Below are 14,859 nucleotides of genomic sequence, written 5' to 3'. Positions count from 1 at the left end.
CTTCATCACAAAAAAAGCCCCGCTTTTGCGGGGCTTTTTATTGTCTTGATGGATCAGAACGTCAGGGCGCGGTCGCCGTTTTCGTCCTTGATACGGCTTGGAAGGCCGATCTTGTTCAGAAGGTTCAGGAAAGGCTGCGGTGGCAGTTCTTCCACATTGGCCATCTGCTTCACATCCCACTCGCCGGTGGCAATCAGCATGGCGGCAGCGACCGGAGGAACGCCGGCGGTGTAGGAAATGCCCTGCGATCCAACTTCCTCGTAGGCTTCCTTGTGGTCGGCCACGTTGTAGATGAAGACTTCGCGTTCCTTGCCATCCTTGATGCCCTTGACGACATCGCCGATGCAGGTCTTGCCGACATAGTCGGGTGCAAGCGAAGACGGATCCGGCAATACGGCCTTGACCACCTTCAACGGCACGACTTCCAGACCTTCGGCAGTCTTGACCGGCTTTTCGGAGAGAAGACCGAGGTTCTTCAGCACGGTGAAAACGTTGATGTAGTGATCGCCGAAGCCCATCCAGAAGCGCACATCGGCGCCATCCATGTTTTTGGATAGCGAATGCACTTCGTCATGGCCGGTCATATAGGCCTTCTGCTTGCCGACAACCGGCAGATCGAATTCCTGGCCGACCTCGAACATCTGGTTCGTCTGCCACTGGCCATTCTGCCAGGAATAGACGACACCGGTGAATTCGCGGAAGTTGATTTCCGGATCGAAGTTGGTGGAGAACCAGCGGCCATGGCTGCCGGCATTGATATCGACGATATCGACCGAGGTGACCTTGTCGAAATATTCATCCTTGGCAAGGCGGGCATAGGCATTGACCACGCCGGGATCGAAACCGACGCCGAGCAGTGCCGTTACGCCCTTTTCCTTGCATTCGGCAGCGCGCTTCCACTCGTAGTTTCCGTACCACGGCGGCGCCTCGCAAATCTTGGTGGGATCCTCGTGGATCGCCGTATCCATATAAGCAACACCCGTGTCCATGCAGGCACGAAGAACGGACATGTTGACGAAAGCCGAACCGACGTTGATGACGATCTCTACGCCGGTTTTCGTAATCAAGGCTTTCGTCGCCTCGATATCCATCGCGTCAAGCGCATGGGCCTCAAGTTTCACATCTGTCTTGAGGCTCTTCTTTTCGCGTACGGACTCGACAATCTTGCGGCACTTTTCCAAAGTCCGTGACGCAATATGAATGTCTCCCAATACATCGCTGTTCTGGGCGCATTTATGCGCCACGACCTGTGCTACGCCACCGGCGCCGATGATCAGAACGTTCTTCTTCATTTCAGGTGATGCCTCCTTTTCCCCGCAGGGATCAGCTTCGTTTCATGTTAAAACAGGGTTTAAGACAGGCTTTGCTCGAAATCGGCAAAGTCGAATTCGCGAACGGCACGCACGCTGCCGTCGAGTTCCTTGATGGCAATCGCCGGCATCTTCACGCCATTGAACCAGTTCTTCTTGACCATGGTGTAGCCGGCCGCATCTTCAAAGGAGATACGATCACCGACCTTCAGCTCCTTGTCGAACCGGAAGTCGCCGAAAATATCGCCCGCAAGGCAGGATTTACCGCAGACCATGTAGGGATGTTCGCCCTCGTTCGGCAAAACCTTGGCGGTTTCGCGATAGATCAGGAGGTCAAGCATATGCGCTTCGATGGAGCTGTCGACGATGGCGAGGTTCTTGCCATTGAACAGCGTGTCGAGAACCGTAACTTCAAGCGTCGTGCTCTTGGTGATCGACGCTTCGCCGGGCTCAAGATAGACCTGAACGCCGTATTTTTCCGAAAAGGCCGCCAGGCGATCGCAGAACTGGTCGAGCGGATAGTTGTCGCCGGTAAAATGGATGCCGCCGCCGAGGCTGACCCATTCCGCACGCGACAGGAGCGATCCGAATTTCTCTTCGATCTGCGTCAACATGCGGTCGAACAACGAAAAATCGCCGTTTTCGCAATTGTTGTGGATCATGAAGCCGGAAATCCGGTCCATGACCTTGTCGACCTTGGCGACATCCCATTCGCCGAGACGGCTGAAGGGACGTGCTGGATCGGCAAGATCGAAGCTCGAAGAGCTGACCTGCGGATTGAGGCGCAGACCCCGGGTGATACCGGAGGCCTTTTCTGCAAAGCGCTCAAGCTGGCTGATGGAATTGAAGATGATCTTGTCCGCGTTCGAAATCACCTCGTCGATTTCGTAGTCGGCATAAGCGACGGAATAGGCGTGGGTTTCGCCGCTGAATTTCTCGCGGCCCAGACGCACTTCATAAAGCGACGATGAGGTGGTGCCGTCCATATATTGCGACATGAAATCGAAAACGGACCATGTTGCAAAGCACTTCAGCGCCAGAAGCGCCTTGGCGCCGGATTTTTCCCGCACATAGGCAATCTTCTCCATGTTGCGAAGAAGTTTTGTCTTGTCGATGAGGTAATAGGGCGTCTGAAGCATGGCGTTTCACATATTGATTGAAGTCAAGGTCCGTCTGGATGATGGGCCTTATATGATGCTTGTTACAGGAAAACAAATGTCCGGCACCGAATTCCCGGAAAATTGCCCCCGCCGCAAAATCCGCGGGAGAAAACTCGCCAAGCCGCGGAACCAAGCGGGCATCGGCGCGTTTGAATGGCGGACAATCGGGTTTACGGCTGCCGCAACGAAAGTTCGTAAGCGTCGGCATTGATCCGCGGCGGCAGTCTTTTTGACCTGACGCCATTTCCATCAACGATGTTCCAGGAAGGACTTCACCCATGGCAAGCGTGCGTAGCAGCGTCAACGACAAGATCCAGCAATCCCTCGAAAACGGCGATGCAGCCGATGTGGCAGCACAGCTTGCCCAACTTCGCGAAGATCTGGCAAATCTTGCCAAGAGCGTTAAGGCGCTGGGCGTTGGAGCCTCGCATGAATTGAAGGCGCAGGCCGCCCGCGTGGCCGACGACGCACTGACCGCTTCCGGCGAGATGGCCGACAGCGTTCGCAACGAAATTTCCTCGCTGAACGACAATCTGACGGATCAGGTCCAGAAGAACCCGCTGCAGTCCCTCGGCATCGCCGTTGGTGTCGGTTTCGTGCTCGCTCTCCTCACACGTCGATAAGGCCGCATCATGCTTGAGGCATTGCTGGTCTATCTGGGAGACACCCAGCGTGAAGGACGCGTCGTGACACGGCGCCTGCGCGCCACGATAATCCTTTGGGTGCTAACCGGGATATTCTTCCTGATCGCCTTCGTAGCGGCTGTCGTGGCGGGGTCCATCTATCTTGCCCGGCATGTCGGCGCAGGGCCGGCCGCGCTTGTGGTAGCCGGTACGGCGTTTCTGCTTGGTGTCATCATGCTGGTGGCGCTTGCGATCGTCAAACGTCCGAGAGCCTATGCCGCAAGACGACCCGTCGCATCCTTGACGGCGGCTCCCTTGACTGCAGCACCTCTGGCGCTGCAATCGCTGCTGACGCTGGCGATCCAGGCGCGCCCCTACGCGACGCTCGCCGTTGCCATGGCTGCCGGCTTTCTGGCAACCAGAGCCAACACCAGGAAAAAGAAATAGGCACGCCTTCGGGCGCGTTTAAGGCTCTTCGTCAAACTCTCATTTGCTGCTGCGCATCCAGACCATGGATGCGCAGTTTTTTTTATGTTACCCGCGATGGATAGACTGATTGATGGTGCTCAGTGCCACGCCGCCCTTATTTGAACAAAGTGAAATACAGTCTCCCGCACGTCCCGTTTTTTTCTGAAAGGCGATTGATGAAGAAGAAAGTCCTTGTCGTCGGCGGTGCCGGCTATATCGGTTCGCATACCTGCCTTCTCCTGTCTGAGCGGGGATATGAACCGGTCGTTTTCGACAATCTGTCCAATGGACATGAGGAATTCGTCCGCTGGGGACCCTTCGAGCAGGGCGACATTCGCGACCGCGCGCGGCTGGACGAGGTTTTCGCCAGGCACCAGCCGGAGGCCGTACTCCACTTTGCGGCGCTGATTGAAGTCGGCGAATCGGTAAAGCAACCCGTGGCCTTCTACGACAACAACGTCATCGGTTCGCTCAACCTGCTGTCTGCCGCCATCGATGCCGGGGTCACGGCATTTGTTTTCTCCTCCACCTGCGCCACCTACGGTTTGCCGGAACAGGTGCCGATTGACGAGACGCACCGCCAGGCGCCGATCAACCCTTACGGCCGCACCAAATGGGTAGTCGAGCAGGCGCTGAAGGATTACAGCACCTATAAGGGGCTGCGCTCGGTGATGCTGCGCTATTTCAACGCCGCAGGTGCAGATTTCGAAGGCCGCATCGGCGAATGGCACAAGCCGGAAACCCACGCAATCCCGCTCGCCATCGAGGCGGCACTCGGTCGGCGTCAGGGCTTCAAGGTGTTCGGCACGGATTATGACACCCGCGACGGCACCTGCGTCCGTGACTACATCCATATTCTCGATCTTGCCGACGCCCATGTGCGTGCAGTGGACTATCTGCTGGCGGGCGGTGAAACGGTTGAACTCAACCTTGGCACCGGCACCGGCACGACTGTGAAGGAGTTGCTGGCGGCGATTTCGGACGTATCCGGCCGCCCCTTCCCGGTGGAATATACCGACCGCCGCGATGGCGATTCCACCACCCTTGTCGCCAATAACGACAAGGCAAAGGCGGTGTTGGGCTGGGAGCCGCGTTATTCCCTGTCTGATATCATCAAATCCGCCTGGGCTTGGCATTCCTCGCGCAACGCCGGGGACTGAGCGAACGCAATTTAAAACAAAAAGACACCGGCCAATGGCCGGTGTCTCTCGCGGGACGCCTGTTGAGGTCGATCCCGCTCCTGCCTCCCAGGTAAGGGGATCAGGGCTTGGTGGCGGACGTGGTGGTGCTGTCCGGAGCTGCCGGCGTTGCCGCGCTCTTTTCGCTGGCCTGCTGTTCCAGCGTCTTGAATTCCGGAGCAGCCTTCAGCGTTTCCGCCGTTTCGGTCGTCGTCAGGCGAATGGTGCCGTCCTGCGTGTTGCGGGTCATCGTTACCTTGTCCATAGGCACCGCGACATCCTTGGCACCAATACCGAGGAAACCGCCGACACCAATCACGGCTGCGACGAGACCGCCGTCTTTTTCCATGATGAGGTTGGTGACGTTACCGATGCTCTCGTCGGCTGCGGTATAAACCGACTTGCCGATGTAATCATTGGCGCTGATCTGCGTTTCACCCTGCTGAGTGATGTAAGCACCGCCTGTCGTCGCGGCCGCGCTATCATTGGCCAGAGGAGCCGCTGGCGCCATCGGGGTGGCGGGAGGCGTTGCCGGTTCGGTCTGAGCACTCGGATTTGCCGGTGCTGGCTGGGTTGTACCCTGGGCGATGGCAAGCGGCGCGAAAGCCGTCGTGCCCATCAGGGCGGCGGTGACGAGTATCGTAAGTTTCTTTGCCATTTTCGTACCTTCCTTTCATCGTTTTCGACTGGCCGGGCGGTGACGAATTTCGCTTTCCACTCCATGACCGGTTCGCTTTGCAAACGGGCTGACCATTGAAATGGTTCCGATTTTTTCAGTCGCATAGACGCGATTGCGACATTTTGCGGCTCCCGAACGAAAAAATCAGGCATTGCTAAAGGAGGATGGCGCGGTATTATCCGTGACGTAACAATGCCGTAACTGCCGGAGTTTTTGCATGCCTCAACCCGGCAAAAAACTGAAAAACACGTTCTCGGCTTTACGTCGACGCAGTGCGAATTTTTTTCCGACGGCCTCTATCGGCACCTATCTGGTGGTGATGGCAGCCGTCATCACCCTGCCGCTTATCCTTTTCGGCGGCTACTTGATGCTGCGCCTTGAAAGCGAAAAGCGCGACGACCTGCAACGGGAGACGATCGAGGATGTCAGGGTCGTTAGCCGCAACATCGATCGGCGCCTGCAGGAAATCGCCACCTCCCTCAATCTGCTGTCGCAATTCCCGGAACTCGAGAATGGCAATCTCGCCGCTTTTCAGGGACGTGTTGCCGAAAGCCTGAAACGGGAGGGCCTGTACGCCATTCTGGCTACCAAGGAAGGCGAACAGTATCTCAATACCCGGGTGTCATTTGGCCAGCCTCTCAGCAAGGTGCCGGCCGAGGCCAATCTGGCCAAGGCAATCGAATCCCGTCGCATCACCGTTTCGGACATGTTTTTCGGCGCGACAAGCAAGGAATGGGTGTTCAACGTTACCTTGCCGCTCGACCCCAATCTGGGTTCCGCCGGAGATGCCCTGATCCTGACGCAGAATACAAGTGACCTGAGCCGGCTCATTCCCACGGAAAACCTGCCGCGCAACTGGGCGGTCGCCATTATCGACGGTAACAATCGTGTTGTCGTTTCCAGTGCGCAGAATGGGGTGGAAGTGGGCAAGCCATTTGCCAGCCCCGCCATTCTTTCAGAAATGCAGGCCTTCAGCGGTAATTTCTTCGACGACAAGGGTAACCTCTATGCCTATGCCCAATTGCCGGGCTGGCAATGGCGAACCGTGATGTGGGGGCCACTTGCCGCAAGTCAGGCAGCATTGGTCGACACGTGGCGGCAAATGATGATCGGCAGCACGATGCTGGTGCTCATCGCCATCGGCGGCGCCTATCTGGTCGGCCGGCAGTTGCGCAGTTCCATTCGCGATCTCACGCTCATGGCTGAACGCATCGGTGAAGGCGAGATCGTGGCGCCCGTCGATACAAAGATCAAGGAGGCCAACCAGGTTGCCGTCGCGCTCTCCAATGCTTCCTTCGACAGAAGCCAGTCGGAAGAACGGCTGCAACTTCTGCTGCACGAACTGGTTCACCGCTCCAAGAATATTCTGACGCTGGTTCAGGCAATGATCCGGCAATTGGGGCGGGAAAACAAAAGCATCCCGGAATTCCAGAAAGAGGTGGACCACCGCCTGCGCGGTCTTGGAATGTCGATCCGGGCATTGGCGGAGGTTCAATGGCAGGGCTTGCCGATCCGTAAGCTGATCGAGACCCACCTCGACGTTTTCGGCACCGTTTCGGAACGCTTCGAGCTGTCTGGGGACGATTTCATGCTTTCTCCGGAAGCGGCGCAAAATTTTGGGCTCGTGGTGCATGAGTTGACGACGAATTCCATCAAATACGGCGCCCTGTCGGTTGCGCTCGGAAAAATCACGGTGAGCTGGAAGCCGCTCGAAAAAGATGGACGTCAGATGATTTATATCGTCTGGACCGAAACGGGCGGGCCACCGGCGAAGGAACCAAGCCGCAAGGGCTTTGGTACCACGGTCATCAAAAGGCATGCGGAAGGCGCATTCGGCGGACAGGTGGTGACGGAGTATCGCGAAACCGGGTTCGAATGGTCGCTTGAAGCGCCGATGCGCTATTTTATACCCAAGCGACCCGATCAGGCAGGCCCGCTTTGAAAAATGGCGTGCTGGATCCCCGTACCAGCAGACGAAAAGCAGCTAATTTCGCCCTCCACAAAAAAAATACGTTTTAGTGGAACCGAATTAGGGCGGATGCATTTTTACTGCAGGCCAAGCAATTCCCCCGTCCCCGCCTGAAGCTTGGCTGACAATAAACAGGTTTCACCCCTGAAAACCTGTCATAATAAAAAAGCACGGCTCTTTCATGGGCCGTGCTTTTTTATTGCGTTCTCGCAAAAACGGCCGAAGTACTGCCTATGAGGCAGGTCTCCAGCCGAGGGCCATTATTTCGAAATTTCAAATGTCGGTGACGTCCCCGGAAGGAAATTTCAGCCGGTAGACGATCCGCTCCGGCGTGAGGTGATATTCGGCATTCCCGCCCAATGCGGATGGAACGACCTTTTCCAGCACGACGCTGCCGAAACTGCCGCGCCTCGCCTGCGCCGGCTCTTTCGATGGCATAATCGGCTCTATCCACTCAACGATACAAAAATCGCCTTCCTGTCGGCATTGCAGCGAGATTGGCGGATGATAGGCGAGATTGCCGCTGTGGCTGACCGTATTGACGACCAGCTCATGGAAAGCCAGACCGATATAAAGCGCCCCATTCGGATTGAGCAGCAGGTTTTCACCTTCCATGTGGATGAGATTAGGATATTCCGGCACATAGAGATCGAATTGCTGGCGAAGAAGCTCGAATATGCGAGCACCTCTCCAGTCGGAATCCGTGATGAGATCCTGACTTTGGGCAAGAGCGTGTAACCGGCCCCGAAACTTGCGCAGAAAATCTTCCTTGGTGAGGCTGAAACGGGCCGTCTGGCCTGCAAGGCTCTGGATGATCGCCAGGAGGTTCTTGGAACGGTGGCTGACCTCGCGCAGCAGCGAGCGCAAAAGCTGCTCGCGCCGCCGTTCCGCCGTCACCTCGCGAATGGTGGTTTTCATCACCGCCTGCTTCGCCTGGTTGAAGGTGGAATGGATCTGGAACTGGAAAACCCGGTCATTGCCGGCATTAACTTCCAGCATGCCCCGACTGCCCACCACATTCATATCTTTTTTAAGTTCGGCAAGCCGCTCTGAAAGATCGGTGCCAAACACATTCTCATCCGTGGGATGGCTATCGGTCGGCAGACGCCACACATCCGGCAGATTGGCCACGAATATATACTCGCGGTTCCAGTCTTGTAACATGACTGTCTCGCCCGAATCGAGCAAAGCGAGGACGAGCGAATCGTGTAGCTCGCTCTCGTTCCTCTCCGCGTTATGCCATGCCAGCCGATGCAAATTCATCTCCCTGCAAAAAGCCGTGAGATCACCTCACGACCGTAACCGCGAACGTCCGGGTACCGTAGTTGTTCCCGGACAGTCTACGGTTTCGGCAAATTTCACGCCGCGACGCGAGAGCTTTCGTTGAAAAACAGGGCCTGGCTGATAAGCGCTTTCACCATGTCCGGGTTGAACGGCTTCGTAACGAGGAATGTCGGCTCGGGCCGCTCACCCGTCAAAAGACGCTCAGGGAAGGCTGTAATGAAGATCACCGGCAGAGACGTCATCTGAAGGATCTCCTTCATGGCATCAAGCCCGGAGCTGCCGTCTGCAAGCTGGATGTCGGCAAGGATCATCTTCGGCTGCGTGCGGTTGAAAAGATCGATCGCCTCCGCATGCGTGCGGGCAATACCCGTAACGCGATGGCCGAGATCGGTGACCATCTGCTCGATATCCATGGCGATCAGAGGTTCGTCCTCAATAATCATGATATCGGTGGCAACCTGGCGGGCGATTTCAGAGGCCGCCTCATCGATCAGCTGGCCGATCTGGGCTTCAGTTACCCTCAGAACCTCTGCTGCTTCCGAAGCTGTGAACTCTTCGACCGTGGTCAGAAGGAAAGCCTGGCGGGCGAGCGCTGGTACCGCAGAGAGGTTGGCGGAAGCGCGCTTTTCCCAACCTGACAGGTTTTCATCGGCCTTTATATTGATCGTGACGGAACTAAAAATCGATACGAACAATTGATAAAGCGAAACCCGATCGTTGCTTGTCGGCGGGAAGATGCTGATATCGGCGATCAGAGCTTCAAGTGTTGCTGCAACATAGGCATCGCCAGTGGATTGAGAGCCGCAAACGGCACGCGCGAACCTGCGCAGATATGGCAGGTGCGGTGCGATGCGTGTAGAAACTGACATGGAATTCTCCCCTTTCATGCGGTCTGCAACGCAAACCCACGATAGCAACGTGCGCATCATAAAAAAAGTTCCGGATCGCCGGAACTATTTTTTTCATCGCGCATTCTTGCCACGACACAAAAGGAATACCGGACGTTATGAACATATTTCAATCGGACCAAGATTCTCCGGACAATCCGGCCAACCCTCAGGTCCCGCACTCTGGACGTGCGGTGATTTCCCGCAAGCTCAGGGAACTCTACGATGCTGTTCAGGAAGAAGGCATCCCTGACAAATTCCTCGATCTTCTCGAGAAACTCGATGAAGCCGAAAACAGAGCCAAAGACAAGGCTTCGGGGGAATGATGGCGAAAGAGCCGGAGCAGACAGAATACAATTTCAAACGGGAAATGCTGGCGGCACTGCCAAACCTGCGCGCATTCGCGATCTCACTCATCCGTTCGAGGGATCGCGCTGACGACCTTGTGCAGGATACGATCATGAAGGCCTGGGCGAAACAGGAGAGTTTCCAGCCCGGAACCAACATGCGCGCATGGCTGGTGACGATCCTGCGTAACGAATTCTATAGCCAGATTCGCAAGTCCGGCCGCGAAGTACAGGATACCGACGGGGTTTACACCTCGCGCCTGTCGGTGCCGCCAGAACAGCATGGTTCGGTAGATCTTCAGGATTTTCGTACGGCACTTGCAAAATTGCCCGACGATCAGCGCGAAGCGATATTGCTGATTGGCGCCTCCGGCTTTGCTTACGAAGAAGCAGCCGAGATTTGCGGTTGCCCGGTTGGCACGATCAAGAGCCGTGTCAGCCGCGCGCGATTGCGCCTGCAGGAACTTCTCGGCATCGAAAACGAAAACGAGTTCGGTCCTGACGCGCAGATGAGCGCCGTTACCGCCGCAGCCACCGCGCGCTGAGCTGGCAGAGTTCGCAAAGCATTAGACGGGTAGGCTCGTGCCTGCCCGTTTTTCTTCGCCGCTTTATCAGATACCGGTCTCCTTGACCGATTGCATCACGACGAATGTCGAAGTGTTGGAAACCGATGGAAGGCTGGAGATTTTTTCGCCGAGCACCCTTCGGTATTTGCGGATATCGCTGGTGCGCACCTTCAGTAGATAATCGAAGGCGCCGGCGATCATGTGGCATTCCTCCACCTCCTTGATCTTGCGCACCGCCGTGTTGAATTCCTCAAGTGCCTTTTCGCGTGTGTCGGAAAGCTTGACCTCAGCGAAGGCGATATGGTCGACGCCCAGTTTCTGCGGATTGAGCACCGCACGGAAGCCCAGAATATAACCCTCATCCACCAACCGCTTGAGCCGCGTCTGGCACGGCGTCTTGGAGAGGCCGACCCTTTTCGACAGTTGCAGCACCGACATGCGCCCGTCTTCGCTGAGGGCCTCGAGAATCTTGAGATCGAAGTGGTCCAGATCGTCTGTTTTATGACTATTTGCCATGTGATTTAACGCCAATTTTGAATAATAAAAGTTCATATGGCCTGTTCTATCCTCAAAATAGGACCATAGCAATTTTTACGGCAATGATATTGTACGCAGCAGAATGACAAGCGGAGAGCGGAGGACACGCTGCCGCTGACAGTCTGTTTTCAACAGCTTTTTCAGGATTTTCAGAATGGCCGATGGTGCAAGCAAAGCCGATGTAAACCCGCAGCAGACGGTGAACGGTATTTTCCAGAATTTTGCACCGCCCGTGCGCGAGCAGAGCCCGTTGCGCAAAGCAATTACCGCCGCTTACCGCCGCCCAGAGGAAGAGTGCCTGGCGCCTCTGATCGATGCTGCGACCGTCACGGCCGAGCAGGCCGCAGCCATTCGCACCACGGCAACCAAGCTGATCGAGGCGTTGCGCGCCAAGACGAAAGGCACCGGCGTCGAGGGGCTGGTGCAGGAATATTCGCTCTCCAGCCATGAGGGCGTGGCCCTGATGTGCCTTGCCGAAGCACTGCTGCGCATTCCCGACACCGCCACCCGCGACGCGCTGATCCGCGACAAGATTGCCCGCGGCGACTGGAAGTCCCACATTGGCGGCGGGCGCTCGCTGTTCGTCAACGCCGCAACCTGGGGTCTCGTCATCACCGGCAAGCTGACCTCGACGGTCAATGACAGCGGCCTTTCGGCGGCGCTGACCAAGCTGATCGCCAGGGCTGGCGAACCCGTCATTCGCCGCGGCGTCGATATGGCGATGCGCATGATGGGCGAGCAATTCGTGACCGGCGAAACGATTGGCGAAGCGATCAAGCGCTCGAAACCGCTGGAGGAACAGGGTTTCCAATATTCCTACGACATGCTCGGCGAAGCAGCGACCACCGCCAAGGATGCGGAGCGTTATTACAAGGACTACGAAAACGCCATCCACGCCATCGGCAAGGCCTCCGCCGGGCGTGGCATCTATGGTGGCCCCGGAATTTCCATCAAGCTTTCGGCCCTGCATCCGCGTTATGCCCGTGCGCAGGCAGAGCGGGTAATGGCGGAGCTTCTGCCGCGTGTGAAATCCCTGATGCTGCTCAGCAAGAAATACGATATCGGCCTCAACATTGACGCCGAGGAAGCTGACCGGCTGGAACTGTCGCTCGATCTTCTGGAGGAACTGGCGCTCGACAAGGATCTTGCCGGTTGGAACGGCCTAGGCTTCGTTGTGCAGGCCTATGGCCGCCGCTGCCCCTTTGTTCTCGACTACATCATCGATCTCGCCCGACGTGCCGGTCGCCGCATCATGGTGCGTCTTGTCAAGGGCGCCTACTGGGATGCGGAGATCAAGCGCGCACAGGTGGACGGGCTGGAAGACTTCCCGGTTTTCACCCGCAAAGTGCACACGGATGTCTCCTATATCGCCTGCGCCCGCAAGCTGCTTGCCGCGCGTGACGTCGTGTTCCCGCAATTTGCGACCCACAACGCCCAGTCCATGGCTACCATCTACCATCTCGCCGGTCCGGACTTCAAACTCGGTGATTATGAGTTCCAGTGCCTGCACGGCATGGGCGAACCGCTTTACAGCGAAGTCGTCGGCAAGAAGAAGCTCGATCGTCCCTGCCGCTTTTATGCGCCTGTTGGCACCCACGAGACGCTGCTTGCATATCTTGTCCGCCGTCTGCTGGAAAACGGCGCGAACTCCTCCTTCGTCAACCGCATAGCGGATCCCGCCGTGCCGGTGGCTTCCCTGCTGGAAGATCCGGTCACCGTGGTCAAGGCTTACCCCGTTCCCGGCGCACGGCACGACCGCATTGCTGCACCCGCTGGTCTCTTCGGCCCCGAACGGGCAAATTCCGCCGGCCTCGATCTTTCGAATGAAACGGCACTTGCCGCGCTGGACAACGTCCTTAAGGCAGGTGCGACGACGGAATGGAAAGCCGCAGCACCGCATGCAGGCGGAAAGACACGCCCGGTCCTCAATCCCGGCGACCACAATGATGTCGTCGGTTATGTAACCGAACCGACAGAGGCCGATGTCGAGGCGGCAATGCAAAGGGCCGCAGCCTCCAACTGGTCTTCCACGCCGGTCGAGGAGCGCGCCGCCTGCCTGGAGCGCGCTGCCGACCGGATGCAGGCCGAGATGCCGGCCCTGCTTGGCCTCATCATGCGCGAGGCCGGAAAATCCATGCCAAACGCCATTGCCGAGGTGCGCGAGGCGATTGACTTCCTGCGTTATTACGCAGCGGAAGCCCGGAAGACCTTCAAGGCCAACGAGACACCGCTCGGCCCGGTCGTCTGCATCAGCCCGTGGAACTTCCCGCTTGCCATCTTCATCGGTCAGGTAACGGCAGCACTGGTTGCCGGTAATCCGGTACTGGCAAAGCCCGCCGAAGAAACCCCGTTGATCGCCGCGCAGGGTGTGCGCCTGCTGCATGAGGCAGGCGTTCCGCAGGACGCCGTGCAACTTCTGCCAGGTGACGGCAAGACCGGTGCGGCACTTGTCGGCTCAGCGCTCACGGCGGGTGTGATGTTCACCGGATCCACGGAAGTGGCGCGCCTCATCCAGGGTCAACTCGCAGGCCGGGTTCTCGCAAACGGCCAGCCCGTTCCCCTGATTGCCGAGACCGGCGGCCAGAACGCCATGATCGTCGATTCCTCAGCGCTTGCCGAGCAGGTCGTCGCCGACGTCATCGCCTCTGCCTTCGACAGTGCCGGCCAGCGTTGCTCGGCGCTTCGCATTCTCTGCCTGCAGGAAGATGTGGCCGACCGCACCCTGACGATGCTGAAAGGCGCGCTGCACGAATTGCGCATCGGGCGCACCGATAGCCTTTCCGTCGATGTCGGCCCCGTGATCACCGCTGAAGCTAAAGGCATTATCGAAAAACACGTTGACAGCATGCGCGCACTCGGCCACCGGATCGAGCAGATTTCGCTTGCCGGCGAAACCGGCAAGGGCACCTTCGTGCCACCGACAATCATCGAGATGAAATCGCTCGCCGATCTGAAGAAGGAGGTCTTCGGGCCGGTGCTGCACGTCATCCGGTTCAAGCGCGACAATCTCGACCGGCTGATCGACGAGATCAACGCCACCGGCTATGGCCTGACCTTCGGCCTGCATACGCGTCTTGACGATACCATCCAGCATGTCCTGTCGCGCGTCGCGGCCGGTAATCTCTATGTGAACCGCAACATCATCGGCGCCGTGGTCGGCGTCCAGCCCTTTGGCGGGCGAGGCCTCTCCGGCACCGGCCCCAAGGCGGGCGGCCCGCTCTATCTCGGCCGCGTCACACAAACCGCGCCGAAGATCGACCGCGTTGCCAGCCAGCAGGACCAGGCGGCTGTCGATCTCGCCCGCTGGCTGGATGAAAACGGCCAGAGCGTTGCAGCCGAAGCCGCAAGACAGGCCGCAGCCCTCTCCGGCCTCGGTTTCGAAACCGAACTGGCAGGCCCAGTCGGCGAACGCAACGTCTATGCGCTGCATCCGCGCGGCAAGGTGCTGCTTATTCCGGCCACCGAGCAAGGGCTCTATCGCCAACTTGCGGCAGCGCTTGCCACCGGCAACTCGGTCGTTATCGATAATGCGTCGGGGCTGGAAAAGTCGATTTACGGATTGCCGGCAACCGTCACCTCGCGTATCACCTGGGCTGACAGCTGGGAAAAATCCGCCCCCTTCGCCGGCGCGCTGATCGAGGGCGATGCGGAACGTGTCGTTGCGATCAACAAGAAAATCGCCGCCCTGCCCGGTCCTCTGGTTCTGGTTCAGGCCGCCACGACGGAAGCGCTTGACCGTGAAACCCAGCCCTACAATCTCGACTGGCTGGTGGAAGAAGTCTCCGTCAGCGTCAACACAACGGCTGCCGGCGGCAATGCCAGCCTGATGAGCATCGGCTGATTATCTGGTT

General features: G+C 57.8%; 14 protein-coding genes. 8 read left to right on the top strand and 6 right to left on the bottom strand.

Features of this window, described 5'->3' with window-relative positions; all coding sequences use genetic code 11:
• Window positions 1-53 precede the first annotated feature (53 nt).
• Both ACQZ45_RS25500 and nspC read right to left on the bottom strand, forming a co-directional pair.
• Window positions 54-1,292, bottom strand: coding sequence for a saccharopine dehydrogenase family protein (locus ACQZ45_RS25500; RefSeq protein ID WP_013762136.1), 1,239 nt, complete (start codon window positions 1,290-1,292; stop codon window positions 54-56).
• A gap of 59 nt (window positions 1,293-1,351) precedes the next feature.
• The gene (gene nspC / locus ACQZ45_RS25495; RefSeq protein ID WP_013762135.1) at window positions 1,352-2,449 is read right to left on the bottom strand and encodes a carboxynorspermidine decarboxylase; all 1,098 of its coding nucleotides are present in this window, start codon (window positions 2,447-2,449) and stop codon (window positions 1,352-1,354) included.
• On the opposite strand from nspC, the gene ACQZ45_RS25490 reads away from it, so the two are divergent.
• From ACQZ45_RS25490 to galE, 4 genes are all read left to right on the top strand, one after another.
• The gene (locus ACQZ45_RS25490; RefSeq protein WP_004432079.1) at window positions 2,448-2,681 is read left to right on the top strand and encodes a hypothetical protein; all 234 of its coding nucleotides are present in this window, start codon (window positions 2,448-2,450) and stop codon (window positions 2,679-2,681) included. The two genes, nspC and ACQZ45_RS25490, sit on opposite strands and share 2 nt — an antisense overlap.
• A 67-nt stretch (window positions 2,682-2,748) precedes the next feature.
• The gene (locus tag ACQZ45_RS25485) at window positions 2,749-3,093 is read left to right on the top strand and encodes a DUF883 family protein (protein WP_004432077.1); all 345 of its coding nucleotides are present in this window, start codon (window positions 2,749-2,751) and stop codon (window positions 3,091-3,093) included.
• Window positions 3,094-3,102: 9 nt separating this feature from the next.
• The gene (locus tag ACQZ45_RS25480; RefSeq protein ID WP_004432075.1) at window positions 3,103-3,540 is read left to right on the top strand and encodes a hypothetical protein; all 438 of its coding nucleotides are present in this window, start codon (window positions 3,103-3,105) and stop codon (window positions 3,538-3,540) included.
• A 197-nt stretch (window positions 3,541-3,737) separates the two neighbouring features.
• On the top strand, window positions 3,738-4,721 hold the full coding sequence (gene galE / locus ACQZ45_RS25475) for a UDP-glucose 4-epimerase GalE (protein WP_065702975.1): 984 nt from the start codon (window positions 3,738-3,740) through the stop codon (window positions 4,719-4,721).
• A 100-nt stretch (window positions 4,722-4,821) separates the two neighbouring features.
• Here the strand turns inward: galE and ACQZ45_RS25470 are convergent, their stop codons facing one another.
• Window positions 4,822-5,397: a PRC-barrel domain-containing protein gene (locus ACQZ45_RS25470; protein ID WP_004432071.1), complete on the bottom strand. Its 576-nt coding sequence runs from the start codon at window positions 5,395-5,397 to the stop codon at window positions 4,822-4,824.
• Between the two features lie 238 nt (window positions 5,398-5,635).
• Between ACQZ45_RS25470 and ACQZ45_RS25465 the strand changes: the two genes are divergently transcribed.
• Window positions 5,636-7,360 (top strand): sensor histidine kinase, encoded by a 1,725-nt coding sequence (locus tag ACQZ45_RS25465; RefSeq protein WP_333704564.1) that lies wholly within the window; start codon window positions 5,636-5,638, stop codon window positions 7,358-7,360.
• A gap of 300 nt (window positions 7,361-7,660) precedes the next feature.
• Here the strand turns inward: ACQZ45_RS25465 and ACQZ45_RS25460 are convergent, their stop codons facing one another.
• Entirely contained in the window at window positions 7,661-8,650 is a 990-nt protein-coding gene (locus tag ACQZ45_RS25460; protein WP_333704563.1) for a sensor histidine kinase, read from the bottom strand.
• Between the two features lie 95 nt (window positions 8,651-8,745).
• Window positions 8,746-9,540 (bottom strand): response regulator, encoded by a 795-nt coding sequence (locus ACQZ45_RS25455; RefSeq protein WP_004432063.1) that lies wholly within the window; start codon window positions 9,538-9,540, stop codon window positions 8,746-8,748.
• 137 nt (window positions 9,541-9,677) lie between these two features.
• Here ACQZ45_RS25455 and ACQZ45_RS25450 point away from each other — a divergent pair, with 137 nt between their 5' ends.
• Window positions 9,678-9,884: a NepR family anti-sigma factor gene (locus ACQZ45_RS25450; protein WP_004432062.1), complete on the top strand. Its 207-nt coding sequence runs from the start codon at window positions 9,678-9,680 to the stop codon at window positions 9,882-9,884.
• Window positions 9,884-10,450: an RNA polymerase sigma factor gene (locus ACQZ45_RS25445; protein WP_004432061.1), complete on the top strand. Its 567-nt coding sequence runs from the start codon at window positions 9,884-9,886 to the stop codon at window positions 10,448-10,450. The genes ACQZ45_RS25450 and ACQZ45_RS25445 overlap by 1 nt, the downstream gene beginning before the upstream one ends.
• Before the next feature lie 66 nt (window positions 10,451-10,516).
• On the opposite strand, the gene ACQZ45_RS25440 is transcribed toward ACQZ45_RS25445, so the two are convergent.
• Window positions 10,517-10,987: an Lrp/AsnC ligand binding domain-containing protein gene (locus tag ACQZ45_RS25440; RefSeq protein ID WP_004432060.1), complete on the bottom strand. Its 471-nt coding sequence runs from the start codon at window positions 10,985-10,987 to the stop codon at window positions 10,517-10,519.
• 175 nt (window positions 10,988-11,162) lie between these two features.
• Between ACQZ45_RS25440 and putA the strand changes: the two genes are divergently transcribed.
• Window positions 11,163-14,849, top strand: coding sequence for a trifunctional transcriptional regulator/proline dehydrogenase/L-glutamate gamma-semialdehyde dehydrogenase (putA, locus tag ACQZ45_RS25435; protein ID WP_333704562.1), 3,687 nt, complete (start codon window positions 11,163-11,165; stop codon window positions 14,847-14,849).
• Window positions 14,850-14,859 lie beyond the last annotated feature (10 nt).

The organism is Agrobacterium sp. 16-2014-1-2a (assembly GCF_053522705.1).
Note: the sequence above shows the minus strand (reverse complement) of the source record. Positions and strands in the feature narration are given on the sequence as shown.